Origin of the sequence: Streptomyces deccanensis, from assembly GCF_022385335.1 — a bacterium.
Lineage (GTDB): Bacteria > Actinomycetota > Actinomycetes > Streptomycetales > Streptomycetaceae > Streptomyces > Streptomyces deccanensis.
The window spans coordinates 10,050,813-10,072,003 of the sequence record NZ_CP092431.1; the positions used below are offsets into that span (position 1 = coordinate 10,050,813).

The following is a 21,191-nucleotide window of genomic DNA, read 5'->3' on the forward strand; positions in this document are numbered from 1 at the left end:
TTCGTCAGGCCCATTTTGCCGTCGATGATCGGTGTGATGAAGCGCTTTCTACGCGCGTGGGACCGAGCGCGGGGCAGCATCCCGGGACAGGAGGCGCTATCGGATGTGTGCGGCATCGACCCTGCGTCGTCCGGGTGTTACGCGTCAGTCCCTGTCCTCGGCACGGATGTCACTTCCCCTTGGCCGGCGTCGAGCGGGACGTGTCGTTGCCCCTTCTGCGTGGCCTGGGCCGAGTCCTTATGCTCTGCCTTTACGGCGGCGAGGCGCGGCCGAGCGGGACGGCATCGAGCGCATGTGGTCGCGCACCGGCGCCAGCAGGCCGGCCAGGGCTTCGACGTCGTCGGGCGAAAGCGGCTCGAACAACAGGCCGCTGACCACCTCGATGTGGCCCGGCAGCACCTTCGCGAGCAGCTCACGCCCGGCGTCGGTGAGGGTGACGGTGATGCTCCGTTCGTCGTCCGGCGAGGGAGCGCGGACGACCAGGCCCTCCTTCTGGAGCAGATCCACCTGGTAGGTCAGGCCGCTGCGGCTGTAGACGACGCCGTCGGCCAGGTCGGTCATGCGGTGACTGCCCGTCGGAGAGTCCCCGAGGCGGGCCAGCAGCTGGAACTGCACATAGCTGAGATCGCCGGCCTCGCGCAGCTGCTGCTCGACCGCGTGCCGGAGCAGGCTGGTCACCTCGATGAGGTCGAAGTAGGCGCCGAGCTGTACGGGGTCGAGCGACGGCGGTGTATCAGGCATGACCGGAGTCTACTGCTTCGAATTCGAAGCGTGTGGCGTGGCGCCGTCCAGCCGCCCGGGCGTAGCCGGAACTGAACTCCTTCACGAGTTCCGGTGTCACCCCGGGCGGGTGGATCGGCCCGGCGCGAGGCTCGCCCGGCCCGATGCGGTGACCCCGTGAGCACACGGTGTGGGCAGTGTTGGGCCCGACTGAGCACCGCGGAACATGGAGTTCGGACAGTGCCGCGGCACAGGGTTGCGAGCAGAAGGACGGCGCCGCCGCCCGCGTATCCCGAGGACCGGCCATGAACATCCCCTGCCTCGCGCAACGTCGGCCTTGGCGGTCCCCGATGACGGCACGGCAGCCCGGCCGCAGCGCGGAAGCCATGAACACGAGGCGGTGTGCCGGTCACCGGTGGCCGGGGGTGCGCGCGCCGAGGTGGAGGTGCTGGAGCTGCACCGGTCGGCGGCCGACCTCGCCCAGTACTCCGCCCAGGGCCGCGCCGGCCTCGACCTGCGGGAGGCGATCGCGGCGGTCGTGACAGCGGACGGGCTGGTGGTGGCGACTCCGGTGCTCGCCGCATCCCCGCGCGAGGTGCTCGACTCGTTCTTCGCCGCTGTCAGGGACAAAGTCCTCTCCGGCATGCCAGTACTACTGACGCTCGACAGCGGCTCCCGCCGGCAGTCGTCCGGACTTGCGCAGGTGATGCGCAGACGCCTGACCGACGTGCACGTCGCCCCCGTGCCCACGGTCGTCGTCGCCGGCCCCGCCGACTGGCAGGTCACGGCGCTCAGTGACGCGGCGCGGCTGCGCCCCTGCATCGACCGAGCCGCCGTCGAACTCGCCGCGGCGACGCGCTCGCACCGGCGGTGACCGACCCCACTTGCTTCGAATTCGAAGTAGATGTAGCGTCATCAACAGTTGCTTCGAATTCGAAGCAAGACCGATCGCAGTGAAGGCGAGAACCACATGAAGGCAGTGCGTTTCCACGAATACGGCGACCCGAGCGTCCTGTGCTACGAAGACGTGGAGCAGCCCGTCCCCGGGGCCGGGCAGGTCCGCATCCGCGTCGCCGCGACGTCGTTCAACTCCGTCGACGGCAACATCCGCGGCGGCTTCATGCAAGGCCCCATACCGGTGCAGCTGCCCCATACACCCGGCATCGACGTCGCCGGCACCATCGACGCGGTCGGCGAGGGCGTCGAAGGGCTCGCCGTCGGCGACGACGTCATCGGCTTCCTGCCGATGGACGGCACCGGAGCCGCCGCGCAGTACGTTCTCGCGCCGGTCGACGCCCTGACCCCGGCGCCCAAGAGCGTCCCCTTGGCCGACGCCGCCGCGCTGCCAATCGTGGGCCTGACCGCGTACCAGGCGCTGTTCGACCACGCCAAGCTGACTGCCGGGCAACGCGTGCTGATCAACGGAGCCGGCGGTGCGGTCGGCGGCTACGCCGTGCAGCTCGCCAAGAACGCGGGCGCCCACGTCATCGCCACAGCCAGCCCGCACAGCAGCGCGGCGGTCACATCGGCCGGCGCCGACGAAGTCATCGACCACACCACCACCGCAGTGACCGCCGCGGTGACCGAACCGGTCGACATCGCACTCAACCTCGCACCGGTCACCCCGGACGAACTGGCCTCGCTGGTCACCCTGGTCCGTCCCGGCGGGGTCCTCGTGAACACCACGGTATGGATGCCCGCCCCCAGCGACGAGGAGCGGGACGTGCGGGGCATCGACCTGTTCGTCCGCAGCGACGCCGACCAGCTGGCCCAACTCGTGGCGCTGACCGACCGCGGCGAGCTGCGCGTCGACGTCGCCGAGCGGGTGCCGCTGGCGGAACTCCCGGCGCTCCACGCCCGGGCCGCCGACGGCGCGGTGCACGGCAAGGTCATCGTGGTCCCGTCCGCCGACTGACGCCGATCCTCCACCGAAAGGAAAAGACCATGGCACTCAGTCTGGATCCCGAAATCGCCCAGGCGCTGGCCCCGATGGCCGACGCGATGGCGGACGCCACACCACCGGCAGTGGGGGACATCGCGGCGCGGCGCGCCCTGTGGGAGCCGATCATCGGAGCCGCGGGAACGGCCCAGCCGATGCCGGCCGACGTGAAGACCAGCGAGCACCACACGACTGCAGGCGACGGCACGCGGATCACCATGCGTTGGTACACCAAGGACGGCGTGGAGCCGGGCCCCGCCGTGCTGTTCTTCCACGGCGGCGGATACATCTTCGGCCACATCGACCTGTTCGACGGCCCGGTAGCCCGCTACGTCTCCGCCAGCGGCGTGCCGATGCTGTCGGTCCAGTACCGGCGCGCCCCCGAGCACCCCTTCCCGACCCCGCTCGAGGACGCCTACAGCGCACTGCGCTGGCTGCACGAACACGCCGCCGAACTGGGCGTCGACCCTGACCGGATCGGCGTGATGGGCGACAGCGCCGGTGGCGGCATGGCCGCGGGACTGACAATCCTCGCCCGCGAACGTGGCGGCCCGAAGATCGCCCGCCAGATCCTCATCATGCCGATGCTCGACGACCGCACCACCACCCCCGATCCGCACATCGCGCCCTACGCGCTGTGGTCCTACGACGACAGCCGCACCGCCTGGCCGGCCCTGCTCGGCGAGGCCGCCGGTGGGCCCGACGTCCCGGCCACGGCGGCCCCGGCCCGGCTCGAGGACGCGACCGGCCTGCCGTCGGCCTACATCGAGGTCGGCCAGCTCGACGTCTTCCGCGACGAAGACACCGCCTACGCCACCAAACTCAGCCGCGCCGGCGTGCCGGTCGAATTCCACCTGCACCCCGGCGCCCCGCACGAGTTCGACTCCATCGCCTTCACCTCCGACGTCGCCCGCCGCGCCATCACCGACCGCATCCGAGTCCTCAAGTCCATCTGAGCCGGCACCGAGCGCGCTCGCCCCGCGCCTCAGCAGGGATATGCAAGCCCGTCACACAGGCGGCCCGGCCCCTCGCTCCGTTGCCCGCCGCGATGGGAGCCCCTCGGACACCGGCGCCGGACTGCATGAGAGCTGCCCGGCACCTGATCCTCACCTGACTGACCTTTGAAGGAGACGATTTCGATGATTCCCGACGACGACCTGTCCCGCTCGCTGACCATGGCGAACCCAGACGACCCCGGCACGACGTACATCTCACTGGTGGGCAACACCTACGGCATGCTGATCACCGGCGAGCAGACCGACGGCCGGTACTGCCTGATCGACATGCGTGTCCCCGACGGGGGCGGTCCGCCGCCGCACCGGCACGACTTCGAGGAGATGTTCACGATCCTCGAGGGCGAGATCGAGTTCACCTTCCGCGGCGAGAAGCACACCGTGCGGGCCGGGTCCACGGTCAACATCCCGGCCAACGCCCCGCACAACTTCCGCAACGTCTCGGGGGCGCCGGCCCGCATGCTGTGCATGTGCACCCCGGCCGGCCAGGACGAGTACTTCACGCGCATCGGCGATGTCGTCGCGGGCAAGGACGCGCCGCCACCGCAGCTGTCGCAGGACGAACTCGCGGAGCGCCGCCGCCGCGCAGCCGAGCTGGCCTCGACCTACCGCAGCGAGTTCCTGTGACTCGCGGGGCCGGCAGGCCCGGCACCGGTCGGCAGGGTGAAGTTCCCCGCTGAGCTGGACAGCCAGGGCAAGATCTTCCCCTTGGACCTGTCCCGACATTCCCGGGCGCGACGGCGCCGGTGCGGTCGACGAGCTCGGCGACGGCGTGCAGGGGGCGAGCATCGGCGACCGGGTCTTCGGTCGCGCAGTGCTCTGCAGTTGATGATGCCGGCGGCCCTGTTCCGCCGCAGCCGGGACTGTTCATAGGTGCGCGATGCTGTGCACCTCCCCACCCATAGGGGCTCAGACCAGATACGTCGGAGGGCCGCCATGCGCATGGCGGCCCTCCGACAGTGCTGCGCGCGTGTCACCAGCGTGCCGGGACAATGCCCGTAGGGCCGTCTTCTTGGGTGCTGCGGGGGCCTCAGGCGGCCAGGTTGCAGTCACCGCCCGCGGCGATGCGGGTGCTGGTGCCGATGCCGATGCCGATGCCGGTGCGCACGGTGACGGGCGTGCCGCTGTCGATGGTGCTGCCGTTGTGGAGCTGCCCAGCGTTGTTGCCTCCCCAGGCTCTGAGAGTGCCGCCGGACAGGTGCCCCAGGCTGTGGTTCCCGCCGGCGGAGATGGCCCGGGCGCCGGTGAGGTTGACGACGGCGGCGGGGGTGCCGCTGGCGCCGCCGGTGCTGCCGTTGCCGAGCTGCCCGACGCTGTTGTCCCCCCAGGCCTTGACAGTGCTGTTGGCCAGCAAGGGGTTGGGCATGGCGAGGCTGTGGGAGTACCCGGCGTCAATGTCTTGGACGCCGGTGAGGGGGTGCTGGGGTTGATGACAGTGACAGGTTATCCGGCGCTGAAGGTAGCGATCAGGCAAGGTGGGCGGATGCCTGAGTCGTCCTTGCCCGGAGGTTTCGTCAATGCGGTCGTTCGCGTCGGAGACACGGTGCGCCGTCCGGCCTCGGATCGCACGAAGTTCGTGAGTGATTTGCTGAGGCTGCTTGAATCCAGTGGCTGGAGTGGTGCACCGCGGTACCTCGGGATGGACGACGAGGGCCGTGAAGTCCTCAGCTACCTCGATGGCCATGTGGCATGGGAGTCGCGCCAACCCGCTGCCGTGTCGTCCGACGAGAGTCTGGTGACGGTTGCCCGGCTCGTGCGTGAGTTCCACGACCTGACGGCCGGCACCCCGCTTGCCGGAGACCAAGAGGTCGTGTGTCACAACGACCTGTCGCCCAAGAACACCGTCTATCAGCTATGCGGTGGCGAGCTTCGACCAGCGGCGTTCATCGACTGGGACCTTGCTGCTCCGGGCGCGCGTATCCACGATATCGCTCATGTCTGCTGGCAGTACCTCGATCTCGGCCCCGCGGTCACCGACGTCGAAGAGGTAGCCCGGCGCATGAGGCTGATCGTCGACGGCTACGAGTTGTCCGACCGGCAACGTCTCGTGTCCACGATCTTGTGGTGGCAGGACCGGTGCTGGCGGGGCATCGAAACCCAGGCGGATTCGGGTGACGTCGCCATGGCCCGGCTCCGTGATGCAGGGGCGGTGAGGCAAGTTCAGGCGGCCTTTCAGTGGGTTTCCGATCACCGGGACGCATTGGAGCTCAGTACGGTGAGCGCGTAGGTAACGGCCGCGGTCGGTTCGCTGGTTCCTTCCCCATGGAGGTCGAACGGCCTTCCACGATCCGACGCATTGTTGGATCCCGAAGTTCTGGAACGGATTACCGTAAGCCGTGTGGAATTGGACGAACTCGAAGAAACAGAGGCCAAGCAGCTGGCGGAGGTGCGGGCCGAGCGGGACGAACTTGCCATCGCTGAACGTGTGCTTGAGCGGGTGAGCGAGCAGCTCGCCGACGAACGCGCCTCGGCCGCGCCAGCGCCCAGGCGGTGGGCGGCCGGGCGGTGATGCTGCTCCCGCACCACGCCCCGGATGTGGAGGAGACCGTGCTCCCGCCGGACTACCTGCGCATCCGCTGTACGGCAGGCCGCCAGCCCGTTGATGGCCCGGCAGGTCAGCGAGATGCTGGGCGTCGATGTCACTGCGCGCGCCAAACTGGAACCGCTGCGTGGGAGGCTGGTCGGGCTCGTGGATCGCGGCTGACTGCGGAAACTGCCCGACGGCCGTTTCACCACCCGCCTGTGACCGGGGATACTGTCGCCCAGAGCGGTGCGGCGCGAGCGTAACCGGGGTGCCCCCGCCGGCCGTTGAAATTGGCGATATGGACCCGGTGGCGGATCATGCCGCCCGCCCGGATCGCGGTGAGCGTCCTGGCGGTACTGCGGCACGACCAGCGCTGGGCCGACGCTCGATGGATCTCCCACCCATGCGGCACCTGAACTGTGTCCGGGCGGCCCTCGTCGTTGTCGCCGGGCTTGCTGTTGGACAAGCCGCCCTATCGGTCAGTCCAGGTCGGACATGTCGAGTACGAAGCGGTAGCGGACGTCGTTGCGCTCCAGGCGTTCGAGAGCCCTGTTCACCTGGGACGACGGCAGCAGTTCGATGTCGGCGGTGATGCCGTGTTCAGCGCAGAAACGCAGCATGGCGGCGGTGGACGGGCGGCCGCCGCTGCCGGCGGAGCTGAGCTTCTTGCGGCCGATGAGCAGGTCCATGGTTTCCACGGTGAGCGGTCCGAGGTGGCCGAGGTGGCTGAGGGTGCCGTCCATGGCGACTGCACGCAGGTACGGAGCCAGGTCGTGGGGGGCGGGGATGGTGTCGATGACCACATCGAAGTGGTCGCGGACCGCTTCCATCTGCCTGGGGTCGGTGGAGACGACGAATCCCTGCGCCCCTAGGGCGTGCGCTTCGTCGGCCTTGTCCAGGGTCCGGCTGATGACGGAGGTCGTGGCGCCGAGCGCGGTCCCCATCTTGACCGCGAGGTGCCCCAGGCCGCCCAGTCCGGCCACGGCGACGGTGCTGCCCGGGCCCACTCCGAGTGCCTGCAGCGGTTCCCAGACGGTGACACCGGCGCAGAGCAGGGGGGCTGCGGCGGCCGCGTCGAGGCCCGCAGGGAGGTGGTAGGCGAACCGATTGCTCACGACGTACTCGCGGGAGAACCCGCCCAGCGTGGTCGACCCGTCCTGCCGGTCGGCTCCGCCGTAGGTCAGTGTCGGGAACTCACGGCAGAAGTTTTCCTGGCCGGTGCGGCACGTGGGGCACGTGCCGCACGAGTCGACGATGTTGCCGACGGCCACGGGGTCGCCCGAGGCGAAGTCGGAAACCGCGCTGCCGACCTCGGTCACCACGCCTGTGAACTCATGCCCGGGTACGAGGACGCCGCTCGCGTCGCTCTTGTGCACCTGCAGCGCGTGGAGGTCTGTGTGGCAGACGCCGCAGTACGCGACGCGTACCGCGATGTCGTCCTGGCGGAGGTCCCGGCGCTCCAGCGCCGCGCGGCGCAAGGTCCCCGTCGCGCTGTCCGCCTGCCATCCGGTCGTGGAACGCATCACTATCTCCTTAGACAGACTGTTCGGTCTGTCTCAGAGTAGACGCATGCGAACCGCGAAACAAACAGACGAGTTTGTCTGTTAAGGTGCGGAGTCATGCCCGACCAGCCATCCAGCAGCCGCGGAGCCGCGACGTACCAGCGCATCGTCGACGCCGCCACCCAGGAATTCGCCCAGTACGGCATCGCCGGCGCGCGCATCGAACGGATCATCGCCGCCGCACACACCAACAAGGCGCAGCTCTATGGCTACTTCGGCAACAAGGAACAGCTCTTCGACGCGATCTTCTTCGCCTCACTGGAGCGGATCACCAATGTCGTCCCCATCGACGCCAAGGACCTCGCCGACTGGGCGGTGCGCCTCTATGACGAGTACCTCAGCCGCCCCGATCTGATCCGGCTCGCGACCTGGGCGCGCCTGGAGCGGCGCCCAACTGGGCATCTCGTCGCGGACAACGACCGCTACGACGACAACAAACTCCGCGTCATCGCAGAGGCCCAGGCCGCCGGTCGCATCAGACAGGGAGACCCCTTCGACGTCATGGCCATGGTCATCGCCATGTCCATGGCCTGGTCTCCGGTGAGCAACGTCTACGCCGCCTCCGCACAGGAGCCCGCGAGCGTGCACGACCAGCGGCGCACCCTGCTCCGGGACTGCGTACGCCGCGCCGTCTCCCCGGACCGGGGACACTGAGCACACAAACGACGGCTCGGTTCGACTCGCACACCACGAGCGGGCGGCCGTGGCTTTCACCTGCGAGACGCTCGTCTTGCTCCCACAATCGGTTGAGGGGCAAAGCGAGTGGGGCGACGAGTAGCCCTGGCCGATTCCAGAGATCCTCCTCAACGTTGCCGTGCGCGACCGTATGGGCTGGCCAAGGCCGTGAATTCAGTCGGGCAGAGATGAGCCGGTGTGGCGCGTGGCCAGCCGCGGCGCGGGGAGGAACGCTGCTCCCTGGACGCGTTGCCGAAGGCGCGGTGAGCACGGCGGGCCCAGCCCGGCCTGGAGCCGGGCCCGCCGCCGCGCGGGCGTTGTCGGTGGCGGCTGCAAGGCTGGACGGCATGAACGGAGACGAGCAGCTGCTGAACGGCCGCGTCTACGGCCACGACCACGACGACCCCAACCCCGGCCCGCTCCCGCACCGGACCTATGCCGAACCGGTCGGCGGGCCGCTGGACGGCCTGCTGCTGGACATCCACGGGTGGCGGACCGCGGAAGTCGCCGACGGCGTGGCTTCCTGGTCGTCTTCGACGCCGGCTACGACGCTCCGCGCATGGCCTACCTCCTGGAAGGACTGCCGGTGAAAGTCCTCGGACGGATGCGGTCGGACCGGGTGATGCGCAAGCCGGTCCCGGTGCCCTGGATCTCGCCGCCGCAGGGCGGACGTCCACCCCAGCACGGCAAGGAGTTCCGCTTCGCAAGCCCCACACCTGGGGCGAGCCTGACGCCGCGACGGTGCAGGTCACCGACCGCTATGGCACCGCTCGCGCGATGGCCTGGGATCGCATCCATCCTCGTCTGACCACCCGCTCCGCGTAAATCGACCACACCGACGAACTCCCCGTCATCGAAGGCACGTTGATCCGTCTGCAGGTCGACTGCCTGCCCGGCGGTGGGAACCCGCTGCCGGTCTGGCTGTGGTCCTCGCCCACCGGCCTGTCGGGCGAGGAGGTCTACCTGCGCTGGCAGGCGTTCCTGCGCAGATTCGACCTGGAGCACACCTTCCGGATGATCACGCAGACGCTGGGCCGGACCCGCCCGAAGCTCCGCACGCCCCAGGCGGCGGCCCGGTGGACCTGGCTGGTCATCGCCGCCCACACCTAAATCCGCCTCGCCCGGCCGCCGGCCGCGGACCTCCGCCACACCTGGGAGAAGCCGGCCGAGCCCGGCCGACTCACCCCCGCCCGGGTCCGCCAGGGGTTCAGGAACCTCCGCCCGAACCTGCCCTGATCCGGCTCGTGTGCCCACACCCGACCGACCTGGCCCCGGACGCCCGCCCGGCTCGAAGAACCGGCACCCCGCCAACCGCTACGACGTGGGCCACCTGACGCCCAGGGTCTGCTTCGCGAAGCGAAAGGTGTGCTTCAGATCGAAGCGGCGGAGAAATGCCTGCCAGATGCGGTCCACGTCGCCCGGGGTGGCGCCGGTCTTGGAAAACCATGACCACACCGGCGGGCGTCCCGGTCCTTCGATCGATGATCGACCTTCAGCCGCATCAACGTCCCTTCAACCAAGGGTAGTTCACCGTCTTGGTCGAGTCAGGAGGAGCGGTGGGTGAGCCTTGGGTGGACCCGGTCCCATGCCTGGGTCTCGGCCTTTCCGTGGTTGGTGGTTTCCCCCGTCAAGTTGTTCTGTTCAGTCTCCGTGCACGAGTAAGACGCGCCTCGCGTCCGGGCCTTGGCCGTGTCTGGCCAGCCTGCCCCTCAAGCTGCGGCGCTCGCCGGTTACTGGCGCAATTGGACTTTCGGCAGTGTCGGACGACTCCCGATGTCCGTACCGTCGCTTCCGTGGACAGCATGGTGATCAATAGCGGGACTCCGACCGGGACGGCTGTTTCCCCGCGGACTCTTGCTCCAGGGAGCCTTCTGACAGCGGCCGCGGTGGCGGCCGCTGTCCTGAGCATGGTGAACCTGTGGTGGACTGTCCCGACTGCCATCGCCGCGTTCCCGGCCGGACGGTGGCCTGGACGGATGGCGCCCACTGTGCTCGCTCTGGTTGGGCTTCTCGCGGCTGGCGTCGTCGCATTGTCCGTCGTGCCTGCCTGGCTGCCGTTGGCCAGCCGGTTTGTCACAGTGGTGGTCGTCGCCACGATGTTGCCCTGGTTCGCGGGCCGGTTCTGGTGCCAGTATCAGCAGCTTGTCCGGGCCGGTTGGGAGCGTGCAGAACAACTGCAACGCGAACAGGAGCTGGTCGCTGAGCAGGCCCGACTGCGCGAGCGAGCGCGTATCGCGCAGGACATGCATGACGTACTGGGCCATGACCTCAGCCTGATCGCCTTATCGGCCGGTGCCCTGAAGCTCGCGCCGGGCCTTGAAGCGCACCATCGAAGGGCCGCAGGTGACATCAGGGCCAAGGCGGCAAGCGCAGTGGAGCGTCTCGGTGAGGTGATCGGTGTCCTGCGCGAACAGACCGCTGACACGCCGACGGACCCTAACGGCTCCAGTCTCACAGGCCTGATCGAAGAGGCCTCCGCGGCCGGCCTCGCGGTGCAGTTGTACACCGACGGCACGGCAGACGACCTGCCACCGGTAGCGGAGCGGGCGGTTCATCGCGTCGTACAGGAAGCGCTGACCAACGTTGCCAAGCACGCGCCCGGCGCGACGGCGACCGTCCAAGTGACGCATACGGCAACGGAATCAAGAGTCGTCGTAGAGAACGGTCCGCCATCATCCGCGGCCAGCCTGCAGCCCCGGCCTCGAAGTGGGGGGCGTGGCCTCATCGGTCTCGAAGAACGTGTGCGCTTGGCCGGCGGTTCGTTCGACCATGGTCCGCGTGACGGGGGCTTTGCAGTCGCCGCGTGGATCCCGCACGCACCTGCGTCACAGCCGCCACGGCTCCTCGCGCCCGCGGCCTCCCGGACCGGCGGCCAGTTGCCGCGCGAACACTGCCGTGCTCGGCGCCGCGTCAGCCGGGCCCTGGTCGCTGCGATCATGGTGCCCCTGGTGACCGGAGCGGTGCTGAGCGGAGCAGTCATGGGGTGGGAGATGCTGTCGGCGTCCCGGTCGGTCTTGGAACCTGGTGACTATTCCCGCCTGCGCGTGGGGCAAGATCGTTCTGAGGTGGAGCGTTTCCTGCCGGACCGGCAGACGAACTACCGACCGCTGACCGCCGAGCCGACAGGCGACGGCATAACGTGCGACTACTACGCGATGACGGCCGACCGGTTCGACGACCGGTCCGGCGACGCCTACCGGCTCTGCTTCCGAGACGGCATCCTGATGTCCCTGGACGCGCTCACCCCATGAGTGCCCGATGATCCGGGTGCTGATCGCCGACGACGAGCCGATGATCCGGGCGGGGGTACGCGCCGTTCTTGCCTCGGATCCGGACATGGAGATCATCGCCGAGGCCGGCGACGGACACGAGGCCGTGGAACTGGTTCGGCGTCACCGCCCTGCGGTAGCCGTGCTCGACATCCGTATGCCGGGGCTGAACGGCATCGACGCAGCGGCGGAGATCCGCAGCGCCGCGCCCAGCACCGGCGTCGTCATGCTGACGACGTTCGGTGAGGACGACTACATCCTGCGAGCCCTCGGTGGTGGCGCGACCGGCTTCCTGATCAAATCGGGCGAGCCCGAGGAACTGATCACCGGGGTACGGGCGGTGGCCGACGGCGCCGCCTATCTGTCACCGAAGGTCGCGGCCCGGGTCGTCGCGCACCTCACCGCGACGGGCGCGGGCACCCTGGCTGGCCGTCGCTCCGCCGCCCGCGCCCGAGTCGACTCCCTGACCGCCCGGGAACGGGAGGTACTGGCCTTCCTCGGCAGTGGGCTGTCCAACGGGCAGATCGCCCGGCGTTTGCATGTGGTGGAGGGGACCGTGAAAGCCCATGTGAGTTCCATCCTGGCGAGGCTGGGCGTGGACAACCGCGCTGCTGCCGCGGTCGTTGCCCACGAGGCCGGGATCGTTCCTGCGCCATCCCAGACGTAATGCCGTCCGCTGAGCCAGCGGCAGGACTGTGAGCAGTACGGCCACCACCACGGTGGCGCCGAGGATCGCGCCGGCGAGTACCTCGTGCGGATAGTGGACGCCCACCAAGACACGCAGCAGCGCGGCGGCCCCGGCCAGCGGCAGCGTGGCTGCGGCAAGGCGCGGCCGAAGCACGGCCATGCCGACGGCCATCCCGGCGGCCAGGGTGGCGTGGTTGCTCGGGAACGACCAGTCTCCCGTGCCAGGGCATTCCGCGATGAGGTCGGCCCCCGTGCGCAGCGCGCGGCAAGGTCGCTCCTCGTCCACCACCAGCTTCACTGCTTCGCTCACCGCGTAGGCCGCGACGGTGCCGCAACCGGTCAGCACCGATCCGGCGGCCTCCCGTAGATCTTTGCGGCGGACTGCTGTCCACCACGTCCAGGCCAGCAATATTCCGAGAAGCACCAGGGTGCCCTTGGTGGCCAATTCCAGGAGCGGGCCCAGCCACGACGGCGCATCTGCCACCGTCCGAGTAACCGACCGGTACGCGGACGCCGATGCCCCTCCAGTGACCTGAACCGCACCGGCTTCGCCCAGCCCACCCGGGGAAAGCCAGACGACCGTTCCCGACCCCACGCCCAGGACGCCCAAAGCACCAAGCAGTCGGCCAGCTCTGATCTTCTCTCGTGTTTCTTGTTCCATGGGGTCTGAACGTAGAAGCGGAGACAGCCAGGAACCCGAGCCGAACGGCAACAGCGACCCCTGCCGATCGTCGGGGTTGACGAATGTGTACTGGCTTGGCCTCGGTCTCCGCTCGGCGCTGCTGCCGGCCGATGCGGTCGCCGCCGAGATCGGTGATTCCTGGCGGCACCTGGAGACAGCAGGCGTGCTGGGTGTGTGGGCAGTCGCCGAGCTGCTCCTCGCACCATCCGTCCTGCGCAGGATGGCCCGCCGCGAGTCCGGGGCCGCGATGGCGGGGCACCGGAAGGCGATGCAGCGGGTCGGTTGGCCATCCACGAGCACGTTCTGCTGCCCCTCTTGAACGCCAAGCTCAGCTTGTTCTTTATCTACCAGGCTTGCCGATGGCCTTGAGGGTCTCGGGGCGTTTGACGGTTTTGCCGACGTCGTAGCGGGGTGCCCGGTGTTTGTTCTTGGCGCCGGGTGGCCGTCCAGGGCCGGTTCCTCTGGGTTGGGGAACACGGGTCGGGCAGGCGAGGTGAGCGCGGAAGTTCCTGAACCCCCGGCGGACCCGGGCCGGGGTGAGCCGGTCGGAGGTGGTGGGTTTCTCCCAGGGCCGGCGGAGATCCTCGGTGAGAGGCCGGGCGAGCCGGAGCTGGGTGTGAGCCACGATCAGGATCCAGGTCCAGCGGTCCGCCGCCTGGGGAGTACGGGGTTTCGGGGTGGTCCAGCCGAGGGTCTGCTTCGCGAAGCGGAAGGTGTGCTCCAGGTCGAAGCGGCGGAGAAATGCCTGCCAGAAACGGTTCACGTCGTCCGGAGTGACGCCTGTTTTGGAGGACCATAACCACACCGGCGGGGCATCACGGTCCTTCGACAGATGCTCGACCTTCAACCAGATCAACGTGCCCTCGATCGAAGGAAGTTCACCGTCATGGTCGAGCCATGAGGAGCGGTGGGTGAGCCTCGGGTGGACCCGGTCCCATGCCTGTGCCTCGGCCTTGCCGTAGTTGGTGGTGGTGACCGTGGTGATCGCGGGCGCGGGCCAGGTCTCCGGCTTGGCGAAACGGAATTCCGGGCCGTGCTTGGGCGGCCGCCCGCCCTTCGGGTCGTAGACACGAGGCGGCTTCGGCAGTCGCATGACGCGGTCGGAGCGGACCCGGCCGACCAGCTCGACCGGCAGATCACGCAGGACCCAGGCCAGGCGGGTGACGTCGTAGCCGGCATCGCTGACGATCACGATGTCCGGGTCCCCGGCCCGCCACTGACCTGCGGCGATGAGCCGTGCAGCGACTCCCCGCAGCTGGGCGGCGGTGACTGCGGTGGCGTCGTCCACCGGTCCGAGCCGGACCGCGTCCAGGATTGCGGTCCAAGAGGTGGCGCCCGGCTCCAGGACGGCGACGAAGGAATAGGGCCAGCCCGGGATGAACTGCGACGCCGTCTTCGCCCGGCCATAGACATGGCAGAACAACCGCTCGGCCTGAGGTTCCCCCGAGATGCGGGGAAAGGTGACAGCAGGTCAGATGGGTCTCATGAGAGGAGCCCAGACGATGCCTGCCCCGAGGAAGTACCCGCTGGAGTTGCGTGAGCGTGCGGTGCGGATGTATCGGACCGCCGAGCCGAAGCCGGTGATCCGCCGCATGGCTGAGGAGCTCGGCGTGCATCACGAAGCCCTGCGGAACTGGATCCGGCAGGCCGAGGCCGACGCCGGCGAGCGGGATGACCTGCTCACCACCGAAGAGAAGAACGAGCTCGTCCAGCTGCGGCGCGAGGTGCGGGACCTGCGCCGGGCGAACGAGGTCCTGCGGACGGCCTCGGCTTTTTTCGCCGCGCAGCTCGACCCGACCCGGCCCAGGTGACCGCACTCCTAGACGAGCACCCGCACCTGGGGGTCGAGCCCGTACTGCGGGAACTGCACATCCCCTCCTCCACCTACTACCGCTGGCGCCAGGCTGAGAAGGACCCCTGCGAACGGATCCGCCAGGACACCGAGCTGACCGGGCAGATCCGACGGATCCACCAGGACTCCGGCGGGATCTACGGATCGCCCAGGATCCATGCCGTCCTGAAGCGCGAGGGCGTCCACGTCGGCCGCAAGCGGGTCGAGCGGCTCATGCGCCAGGCCGGCCTGGCCGGGATCAGCCCCCGCAGGAGCAAGGGCTTCACCCGCCGCGACCCAGACGCCGACCTCGCCCCTGACCTGGTGCAACGCGACTTCACCGCACTCGCGCCGAACCGGTTGTGGGTCACCGACCTGACCATGATTCCCACCCTGGAGGGGCCACTGTGGCTGTCGGCGATCCGCGACGCCTTCTCCCGCAGAGTCGTGGCCTGGGAGACCTCCGCCCGCGCGGACGCCGACCTGGTCCTCACCTCGCTCGAGTACGCACTGGCCAGCCGCGAGGTCGCCCCTGGCGAACTCGTCCACCATGCCGATCACGGCACGCAATACACGTCTATCAAGCTCACAACCCGCCTGGTCAGAGCAGGTGTTCAAGCGTCCATGGGCTCGGTCGGCGACTCCTTCGACAATGCCCTGGCGGAGAACCTGTGGATGCTGATCAAGACCGAGTGCATCCGCGGACGGACCTTCGACACCAGAGCCGAGGCGAACCTCGCGCTCTTCGAGTACATCGACGGCTTCTATAACCCCCGCCGCATCCAGAAGCGCCTCGGCTACCTCAGCCCCATCGAGTTCGAGGAGAAGCACTACGCCGACCAGGCAGCGGCCGAACAAGTGAACCTGAAACCACGTCAACCCGCCCTGACCTGCTAGTCAGCCACTCCCGCGCAGCGGGGGAACCTCAATGCTGCTTTTGCTCACACTCGGCGCGCACACTGTCCGGATCGGCCAGAGCGCCGGTGTCACGGAGCTTCTTGAACTGCCTCAGCGCAGATTGGGCAGCCCGAAATCGGCTTTCAGTCTCGGACGCGTTCTTCTCCAGACCCGCGAGCTCCTCGTTCCACAGCCCGAGCACCACTTCCAGCGCAAGCACGCGCGATGCGTCCTTGCCCCCGCCGAGGAACTCCGAGGCGATGGTGTTCTGCCGCAACGCCATCACAGTGGTGTAGAACTCATCCAGCCCAGCACGTGACGTGCCGCGGACCGCGGCCGACAAGCCGAGCAGGTCCTGCACGAACGCGCCCGCCGTCATCTCCGTGGCTTTCGACGACGTGACCGCAAGCGAATGCTCGATCGCGCGGGGATCGTCGAGATTTTTCAATGACACCCGCGCCCGCGGATCCGATCCGCTGCGCGTTGCCTGCCAGCGCACCCCGGCGACGCGGAACACCAGGCGAAGATACTGACAGCTGCGCACCTCCGGCATGACCGTCGCCGTCCTCAGCCCCAGCGGATACAGCAGAGCCTCCACAGCGGTCGACTTCCCCGCTTTCGAATGCCCGACCAGGAAGGTCACCAGCCCCTTGAAGTAGCGGGCATACCAGACCCCGCCGCGCTGGAACTCAAACCGTTCGATCACCAACGACGGGCCCACCGGCGCTCCTTTGTCCACACGAATACGTCGGTAGAGGAAACGAACGCCTGCCGACTGGGTGACGCACGCACACTGCTGCTTTCCACCAGCGACCAGCCAGTGCCCGGCAGCCCGCCGCACTACGTCAGAGCAGACCCTGGACCGCCAGTAGGGCAAATCCCCAACGATGCAGCCGGTAGCGGGCGCCGCCCCGCAGGCCAGGGTGCAGTTGCTGCCAGCCCCCGGCCGGGCAGCCCCCATCTGCTGTCACCCGCAGACCCCCGGCTCCGCGATCACGATGCGACGAAGCTGCCCGCACAGGCGTGACGTCCCCCTGCCTCAGAGCAGTCGACCCAGCACGACCCGCCATCTTTGACGCCCTTTCGGATCGATCGCTAAAGTGCATGCGCAATCAGATAACAGAGTTCGCATGTGATGGGGGCGGAGGATGGGCATCTTGCTAACAACCGGACAAGCAGCAGAGGAACTCGGCTTCGCCGTCACGACATTCCGGCGCCTCATCCATGCCGACCTGCTCCCCGGGCATTCCCAGCGTGGAGTCCGGGTCATGACCCCCCTCAGCGTCGTGCAAGCTCTCAGCGCGCGCCGCCACGCTCCCGTGCACCAGCTCGACGCCCCAGAGATCGCTGTCCTGCGCGTTGACGCCGCCCAGCCCGCGCACGACGACGACCGGGACTGGATCGGCTTCGCCGCCACGCTCAGCCCCGACCACCTCGTGAAGGCGCTGCGCGGCTGGTGGCGGTGCGACGCGGCGAGTGTCGCGGCCGGGGGAGTGCTGCCGGTCACCCTGTCGGGCTACGTCGTGGCCGTGCTGACCGGCCTTCAACGGTGGGAGAAGAACTTCGCCGGCAAACACGCCTTTCCCGAAGCCCGCCTCGCGGGCTACGTGACCGATCTTGCCGCTCCGACGACAGTGATCACCTCCGATCTCGACGGCGACCGCAGGCTTGCCGAGTTGCTGCTGGGCACGCGGCTTGCCTCCCACTCGGGCGGGGCCATTGCCTACGTCACCACGAACACCGCTACTACTGGCTGAAGCCGCTTCGGACAAGGAAGCCTCGATGGACGCACAGAGCTACAACGCAGCGCTGGCCGATCTACGCGGCGTGCGGGACCAGATCAAGAAGACGCGGGCCGCGCTCGCGAAGCTGGAAGCGGACCGGGACAAGCAGATCGTCCAGCTGGCCTCCTACGAGAAGGCGAAGGCGGAGCGGATCGCCCCGGCGGCCGGCCTGGGTGTGGCCGATGTCGTCGCCCTCGCCCCCAGCCTGGCCCCCGACAGTCTCGCCGTGCAGCAGGCCCCGCAGTCGCCGGCACCGAAGCCGTCCCCTGTGAAGGCTCCTTCCGCGGCCGTGGCGTCCCTGCCGACGCAGACACAGGCCGCTCCCGGTCCCACAACAACCCCCGCTTCCGCAGGCACTGCTGCCCCCGAGACGCACACCGTGTCCTCGGAGCCGCCCGCATCACCCTCGGAGGCGCGGCGGGAGCTGCCGTCGATCCCGGCCGGTTCCAGCGGTGACGCCTGGTTCACTCACACCACCGGTCTGGTCTCCACCAGGCCGAACTTCACCCAGCAGGCGCGCTCCACGGTCTTCCTGGACGCCACCACAGGGGTCCTGGTCCACCGCAGCCAGACCCACCATCTCGACCTCGCCGGCCGGTCGGCCGCCGACATCCTCACCGCCGTCTTCCACACCGTCCCCGAGGACGTGGAACGCATCTACATCACCGCAGGCGACCCCTGGCACCGGGATGCCGACCGCTACCCCTACCTCCGCGACGCGGTCGCCGCCTGGCTGAACGCCCCCATCGCCGGCTGGCGCACCGACACCGGCCGCGGCCGCGACCGCATGGCCGGACACTTCGTCCACGCCCGCAACCCCGTCGGCCGCTACCAGTCCGCAAGTGGCGACCACCACGTGGAGATCCGCTCCGTGGGGGAGTGGTTCGACACCGACGGCGACGACCCTCACACCGTTCGTGATGCTTTCGTGCTGCTGTGGCAGGCGCTGCGCCGCCACTGGGACGACGCGGTGATCATGGGCTCCCCCTCCCAGACCGGCCGCGACCTGTGGACGCGCACCATCCCCACCCGCGGCCAGCACGCCGACGGCTTCCCCGTCCTGTCGGAAGAACTGCGCGGCCTGCTCCACGCCACAGCTGGACAGGGCCGCAACGAGCTGCTCACCCCGCCCCGCGTTCCCGAGCAGCTGCCACAACTCGTCGAGTACGACCGCACCTTCGCCTACGCCAAGCACACGTGGAAATCCCCCGTCGGCACGCCCCGCCGCATCACCGCCACCACCTTCGCCGCCTGGAGCGAGAAGGAACAGATGCGGGCCCTGTACGGGTGCGGGCACTGGCAGGTCCGCGTCACCGTCCCCGACACCTGGAACCATGTCGGCCTCCTGTCGGCACCGGCCCCCGGAGACCGCGCATGGCACTATCCGGCCACGCCCGGGACCACCTTCACCACCTGGGCCGGCGGCCCCGAGATCCACACCGCCCTGACCAACCCGATCCAGCCGTGGAAGGTCGAGATCCTCGATGGCATCCTGTGGGAGGACGGCAAACCGCTGGACGACTGGGCCAAGAAGCTGAAAGAGACCTGGACCAATCTCTCCGCCCAGGCTCACTTCCAGGGCGATCCCCAGCAGGCCCGCGCCGCCCACCTGGCCTCCCGCGCCGTGCGTTCCATCCTCCTGTACGGCATCGGCTCCTTCGCCCAGCGCCCTCGCATGGTCACCGGCACCACCCCCCGCACCCTGGAGCGCGACGTGCCCCCGGACGCCGAAATCATCGGCTTCGACGACGAACTGATCACCTGGCAAAAGCCCACCGGATTCGCCCGCGACCCCAACGCCCACCCCGAATGGGCCGCCGCCATCTGGTCCGCAGCACGCGCCGCCCTGCTCACCCAGCGTCACCGTGACGACGACACGTACGCCGGTGCCCTGCACACCCTGCCCGGTACGGTCGTCGCCTTCCGCACCGACGCCCTCTACCTCACTCAGCCCCACGACTGGCCGTATCACCATCAGCCCGGCGACTATCTCCTGCGTGGCCGCCTCACCGGCCCCGTCACCGCCCCCACAAGCGAAGAAGAACTCCTTACGCTGCGGGAGGCCGGACGCGCGGCCCTCACTGCTGAGCGGGAGGCCTGATGCCGCGCCGCCCCCGCCGCCAGCCTCAACCCCAGCCCGAGTTGAACGAAGCAGCACATCTCGCCGACCGGCTCCGAGCGGTCGGCTACACCAAACGCGACATCGCCCGCATCATCGACCGCGACCCCTCCCTGGTCTCGCAGTTCTACACCAAGAACAAGGGAGCGGCCTTCGTCCCCGCCCTCCGGCAGGTCCTGGCCGCCGTCGAGACCGGCGGCATCACCGACCTGTCCGAACTCGCCGCCATCGCCGCCCGCCTCACCCAGCGGCGTACCACCGCCTCCGGCGCCCGGGCTCGGGTGCGCACCAAGGCCGTCCTGATCACCCCCACCGGCTCCGGCACCGGCCGCGTCGGCGCCCAGGCCATCGCCTCCGGCTCCGCCCGCCTGCGCCCCTTGATCGCCGAAGCCGCCCGCCGGGGCCTGCGCCTGGCCTTCACCGTGCGCCTCGCCAAGACCGGCTACCTGCACCCTTCTGGCAGCCGTACCGACTCACCCGGCATCCGCCGCGACGTCATCCAGCGCACTGACCACAGTGAGGAACGCTCCTACGGCTCCGCCCAGGCCGGCGGCTTCGACGCCGCCGACTTCGCCCGCCGCGTGGACGCCGCGGGCGGCGACGTCACCGCGGCTGTGCACCAGTGGCTGGTGGAGACCGGCCGCATCCGTCCCGACGCTCAGATCATCCACCTCGAAATCCGCACCTGGCGCCCCCGCTGACAGGCGTCGGACAGCGCCCTCAGTCTTGCTGGCTGGCAGCCTCGTCGAACTGTGCCTCGGCCTCCGGCCCACCCGCCGGCTCCGGTGCGGGGGCGGTGTAGAAGACGGACCTGCCCTGCTTGCTGCGCTCGGCCTGGCTCTTGGCCACGAGTCCCTCGAGCGTGACCCGCACGACCTTGGTCGTGATCTGGCGCTCCGGATGGGCCTGGCCCAGGGCTGTGGAGATCTCCGCGGCGGAGCGCGGTTCCTTCGACTCGGCGAGGTGGCGGCGGATGAGCTCGACCAGGGTGGGCTGGGCCGCCGTCGTGGCACCCTCCGCCTTGGCCGCGGACTTCTTGGCGGCTGCCTTTTGCGGCGCGGCGGCGGACTTGGCCGCCCTCTGCTTCCCGCTGCGCGCGGCACTGGCCTTCTTCCTGGGTGAGGGCACCGTGGCACTCTCGGAAGTGGCCGCAGGCTCGGCCGGGGCTTCGGTGATGCCAAGGGCCTGTCGCATGTTCACCAGCACGGTGTGGTCGTGCTGCAGGGCAGCCAACTGCTGTTGCAGGGAGGCGATGTCCGCCGTGATGCGTTCCTGCTCCTTGACGTTGCGTTCGAGGTCACCGGTCACCTGAGCGGTACTGCGATGTCAGTTCAGTGGCGGGAGTGGTTGTCTCGGGCATGGGTACTGACCTTTCCTCGGTGAACCAGCGTGCTGCGGGGCTGCACCAGATGAAGTGACACCCCTTCTCGGGCGGGTGTTGGCGCTCAGCAGGGACGCCACACGTGCCGCACGATGCCTTGGCGTACAG

General features: G+C 69.0%; 21 protein-coding genes and 4 pseudogenes. 18 read left to right on the forward strand and 7 right to left on the reverse strand.

Annotated features, from left to right (window positions below):
• Positions 1-237: 237 nt before the first annotated feature.
• Positions 238-741 carry a MarR family winged helix-turn-helix transcriptional regulator gene (locus L3078_RS44235; RefSeq protein WP_239760119.1) on the reverse strand — a complete coding sequence of 168 codons (504 nt, stop codon included), beginning with the start codon at positions 739-741 and terminating at the stop codon, positions 238-240.
• A gap of 316 nt (positions 742-1,057) precedes the next feature.
• On the opposite strand from L3078_RS44235, the gene L3078_RS44240 reads away from it, so the two are divergent.
• The 5 genes from L3078_RS44240 (at position 1,058) to L3078_RS44700 (ending at position 4,501) form a co-directional block, all read left to right on the forward strand.
• Positions 1,058-1,594 carry an NAD(P)H-dependent oxidoreductase gene (locus tag L3078_RS44240; RefSeq protein ID WP_239760120.1) on the forward strand — a complete coding sequence of 179 codons (537 nt, stop codon included), beginning with the start codon at positions 1,058-1,060 and terminating at the stop codon, positions 1,592-1,594.
• Positions 1,595-1,690: 96 nt separating this feature from the next.
• The gene (locus tag L3078_RS44245) at positions 1,691-2,635 is read left to right on the forward strand and encodes an NADP-dependent oxidoreductase (protein ID WP_239760121.1); all 945 of its coding nucleotides are present in this window, start codon (positions 1,691-1,693) and stop codon (positions 2,633-2,635) included.
• Between the two features lie 29 nt (positions 2,636-2,664).
• Complete coding sequence (locus tag L3078_RS44250) at positions 2,665-3,615, forward strand: alpha/beta hydrolase (protein WP_239760122.1); 951 nt, start codon at positions 2,665-2,667, stop codon at positions 3,613-3,615.
• A 183-nt stretch (positions 3,616-3,798) separates the two neighbouring features.
• Positions 3,799-4,299 carry a cupin domain-containing protein gene (locus L3078_RS44255; protein WP_239760123.1) on the forward strand — a complete coding sequence of 167 codons (501 nt, stop codon included), beginning with the start codon at positions 3,799-3,801 and terminating at the stop codon, positions 4,297-4,299.
• Positions 4,300-4,396: 97 nt separating this feature from the next.
• Positions 4,397-4,501: an alcohol dehydrogenase catalytic domain-containing protein gene (locus tag L3078_RS44700; RefSeq protein ID WP_420864204.1), complete on the forward strand. Its 105-nt coding sequence runs from the start codon at positions 4,397-4,399 to the stop codon at positions 4,499-4,501.
• 201 nt (positions 4,502-4,702) lie between these two features.
• Here the strand turns inward: L3078_RS44700 and L3078_RS44265 are convergent, their stop codons facing one another.
• Positions 4,703-5,038 carry an RCC1 domain-containing protein gene (locus tag L3078_RS44265; RefSeq protein WP_239760124.1) on the reverse strand — a complete coding sequence of 112 codons (336 nt, stop codon included), beginning with the start codon at positions 5,036-5,038 and terminating at the stop codon, positions 4,703-4,705.
• Between the two features lie 117 nt (positions 5,039-5,155).
• On the opposite strand from L3078_RS44265, the gene L3078_RS44270 reads away from it, so the two are divergent.
• Positions 5,156-5,899, forward strand: a complete 744-nt coding sequence (locus tag L3078_RS44270; RefSeq protein ID WP_239760125.1) for a phosphotransferase — start codon at positions 5,156-5,158, stop codon at positions 5,897-5,899.
• Positions 5,900-6,010: 111 nt separating this feature from the next.
• Positions 6,011-6,181: a hypothetical protein gene (locus L3078_RS44275; RefSeq protein WP_239760126.1), complete on the forward strand. Its 171-nt coding sequence runs from the start codon at positions 6,011-6,013 to the stop codon at positions 6,179-6,181.
• Positions 6,182-6,675: 494 nt separating this feature from the next.
• Here L3078_RS44275 and L3078_RS44280 read toward each other — a convergent pair whose 3' ends face one another.
• Positions 6,676-7,719, reverse strand: a complete 1,044-nt coding sequence (locus tag L3078_RS44280) for an NAD(P)-dependent alcohol dehydrogenase (RefSeq protein ID WP_239760127.1) — start codon at positions 7,717-7,719, stop codon at positions 6,676-6,678.
• A 96-nt stretch (positions 7,720-7,815) separates the two neighbouring features.
• Here L3078_RS44280 and L3078_RS44285 point away from each other — a divergent pair, with 96 nt between their 5' ends.
• The 5 genes and pseudogenes from L3078_RS44285 to L3078_RS44310 all read left to right on the forward strand — a co-directional run bounded on the left by L3078_RS44285 (position 7,816) and on the right by L3078_RS44310 (position 12,369).
• Complete coding sequence (locus tag L3078_RS44285) at positions 7,816-8,412, forward strand: TetR/AcrR family transcriptional regulator (RefSeq protein WP_239760128.1); 597 nt, start codon at positions 7,816-7,818, stop codon at positions 8,410-8,412.
• Between the two features lie 368 nt (positions 8,413-8,780).
• Complete coding sequence (locus tag L3078_RS44290) at positions 8,781-9,023, forward strand: hypothetical protein (RefSeq protein ID WP_239760129.1); 243 nt, start codon at positions 8,781-8,783, stop codon at positions 9,021-9,023.
• Positions 8,948-9,775: pseudogene (locus tag L3078_RS44295) on the forward strand (transposase); the annotation flags it as partial. The gene L3078_RS44290 and the pseudogene L3078_RS44295, both read left to right, overlap by 76 nt.
• 460 nt (positions 9,776-10,235) lie before the next feature.
• Positions 10,236-11,684 carry a sensor histidine kinase gene (locus L3078_RS44305; protein WP_239760737.1) on the forward strand — a complete coding sequence of 483 codons (1,449 nt, stop codon included), beginning with the start codon at positions 10,236-10,238 and terminating at the stop codon, positions 11,682-11,684.
• Between the two features lie 7 nt (positions 11,685-11,691).
• Positions 11,692-12,369 carry a response regulator gene (locus L3078_RS44310; RefSeq protein WP_239760130.1) on the forward strand — a complete coding sequence of 226 codons (678 nt, stop codon included), beginning with the start codon at positions 11,692-11,694 and terminating at the stop codon, positions 12,367-12,369.
• Between the two features lie 9 nt (positions 12,370-12,378).
• Here the strand turns inward: L3078_RS44310 and L3078_RS44315 are convergent.
• A pseudogene (locus L3078_RS44315) lies at positions 12,379-13,050 on the reverse strand (phosphatase PAP2 family protein); the annotation flags it as partial.
• An 85-nt stretch (positions 13,051-13,135) separates the two neighbouring features.
• Between L3078_RS44315 and L3078_RS44320 the strand changes: the two are divergent.
• Positions 13,136-13,390 (forward strand): annotated as a pseudogene (locus L3078_RS44320) (hypothetical protein); the annotation flags it as partial.
• A 21-nt stretch (positions 13,391-13,411) separates the two neighbouring features.
• Here L3078_RS44320 and L3078_RS44325 read toward each other — a convergent pair.
• A pseudogene (locus L3078_RS44325) lies at positions 13,412-14,524 on the reverse strand (transposase); the annotation flags it as partial.
• Between the two features lie 49 nt (positions 14,525-14,573).
• On the opposite strand from L3078_RS44325, the gene L3078_RS44330 reads away from it, so the two are divergent.
• Entirely contained in the window at positions 14,574-14,882 is a 309-nt protein-coding gene (locus tag L3078_RS44330; protein ID WP_053756971.1) for a transposase, read from the forward strand.
• Positions 14,879-15,799 (forward strand): IS3 family transposase, encoded by a 921-nt coding sequence (locus L3078_RS44335; protein WP_239748969.1) that lies wholly within the window; start codon positions 14,879-14,881, stop codon positions 15,797-15,799. Before L3078_RS44330 ends, L3078_RS44335 begins: the two co-directional genes overlap by 4 nt.
• Before the next feature lie 28 nt (positions 15,800-15,827).
• Here the strand turns inward: L3078_RS44335 and L3078_RS44340 are convergent, their stop codons facing one another.
• Positions 15,828-16,520: a hypothetical protein gene (locus L3078_RS44340; protein WP_239749109.1), complete on the reverse strand. Its 693-nt coding sequence runs from the start codon at positions 16,518-16,520 to the stop codon at positions 15,828-15,830.
• 547 nt (positions 16,521-17,067) lie between these two features.
• Between L3078_RS44340 and L3078_RS44345 the strand changes: the two genes are divergently transcribed.
• The 3 genes from L3078_RS44345 to L3078_RS44355 are packed head-to-tail and all read left to right on the forward strand — an operon-like array spanning position 17,068 to position 20,403.
• A complete protein-coding gene (locus L3078_RS44345) occupies positions 17,068-17,556 on the forward strand; it encodes a DNA-binding protein (RefSeq protein WP_239749108.1) in 489 nt (162 codons plus the stop codon).
• Positions 17,557-17,581: 25 nt separating this feature from the next.
• Entirely contained in the window at positions 17,582-19,684 is a 2,103-nt protein-coding gene (locus tag L3078_RS44350) for a hypothetical protein (RefSeq protein WP_175411401.1), read from the forward strand.
• Positions 19,684-20,403, forward strand: a complete 720-nt coding sequence (locus tag L3078_RS44355; RefSeq protein ID WP_070201534.1) for a helix-turn-helix domain containing protein — start codon at positions 19,684-19,686, stop codon at positions 20,401-20,403. Before L3078_RS44350 ends, L3078_RS44355 begins: the two co-directional genes overlap by 1 nt.
• Before the next feature lie 19 nt (positions 20,404-20,422).
• On the opposite strand, the gene L3078_RS44360 is transcribed toward L3078_RS44355, so the two are convergent.
• A complete protein-coding gene (locus tag L3078_RS44360; RefSeq protein ID WP_420864151.1) occupies positions 20,423-21,010 on the reverse strand; it encodes a hypothetical protein in 588 nt (195 codons plus the stop codon).
• Between the last annotated feature and the right edge of the window lie 181 nt (positions 21,011-21,191).

Bases quoted from the DNA above. Each gene is read 5' to 3' on its own strand.
- L3078_RS44265 (WP_239760124.1), bottom strand. From the start codon at position 5,038: ATGCCCAACCCCTTGCTGGCCAACAGCACTGTCAAGGCCTGGGGGGAC.
- L3078_RS44280 (WP_239760127.1), bottom strand. From the start codon at position 7,719: ATGCGTTCCACGACCGGATGGCAGGCGGACAGCGCGACGGGGACCTTG.
- L3078_RS44350 (WP_175411401.1), top strand. From the start codon at position 17,582: ATGGACGCACAGAGCTACAACGCAGCGCTGGCCGATCTACGCGGCGTG.
- L3078_RS44270 (WP_239760125.1), top strand. From the start codon at position 5,156: ATGCCTGAGTCGTCCTTGCCCGGAGGTTTCGTCAATGCGGTCGTTCGC.
- L3078_RS44245 (WP_239760121.1), top strand. From the start codon at position 1,691: ATGAAGGCAGTGCGTTTCCACGAATACGGCGACCCGAGCGTCCTGTGC.
- L3078_RS44310 (WP_239760130.1), top strand. From the start codon at position 11,692: ATGATCCGGGTGCTGATCGCCGACGACGAGCCGATGATCCGGGCGGGG.
- L3078_RS44355 (WP_070201534.1), top strand. From the start codon at position 19,684: ATGCCGCGCCGCCCCCGCCGCCAGCCTCAACCCCAGCCCGAGTTGAAC.
- L3078_RS44250 (WP_239760122.1), top strand. From the start codon at position 2,665: ATGGCACTCAGTCTGGATCCCGAAATCGCCCAGGCGCTGGCCCCGATG.
- L3078_RS44290 (WP_239760129.1), top strand. From the start codon at position 8,781: ATGAACGGAGACGAGCAGCTGCTGAACGGCCGCGTCTACGGCCACGAC.
- L3078_RS44330 (WP_053756971.1), top strand. From the start codon at position 14,574: ATGCCTGCCCCGAGGAAGTACCCGCTGGAGTTGCGTGAGCGTGCGGTG.
- L3078_RS44285 (WP_239760128.1), top strand. From the start codon at position 7,816: ATGCCCGACCAGCCATCCAGCAGCCGCGGAGCCGCGACGTACCAGCGC.
- L3078_RS44255 (WP_239760123.1), top strand. From the start codon at position 3,799: ATGATTCCCGACGACGACCTGTCCCGCTCGCTGACCATGGCGAACCCA.
- L3078_RS44345 (WP_239749108.1), top strand. From the start codon at position 17,068: ATGACCCCCCTCAGCGTCGTGCAAGCTCTCAGCGCGCGCCGCCACGCT.
- L3078_RS44235 (WP_239760119.1), bottom strand. From the start codon at position 741: ATGCCTGATACACCGCCGTCGCTCGACCCCGTACAGCTCGGCGCCTAC.
- L3078_RS44305 (WP_239760737.1), top strand. From the start codon at position 10,236: ATGGTGATCAATAGCGGGACTCCGACCGGGACGGCTGTTTCCCCGCGG.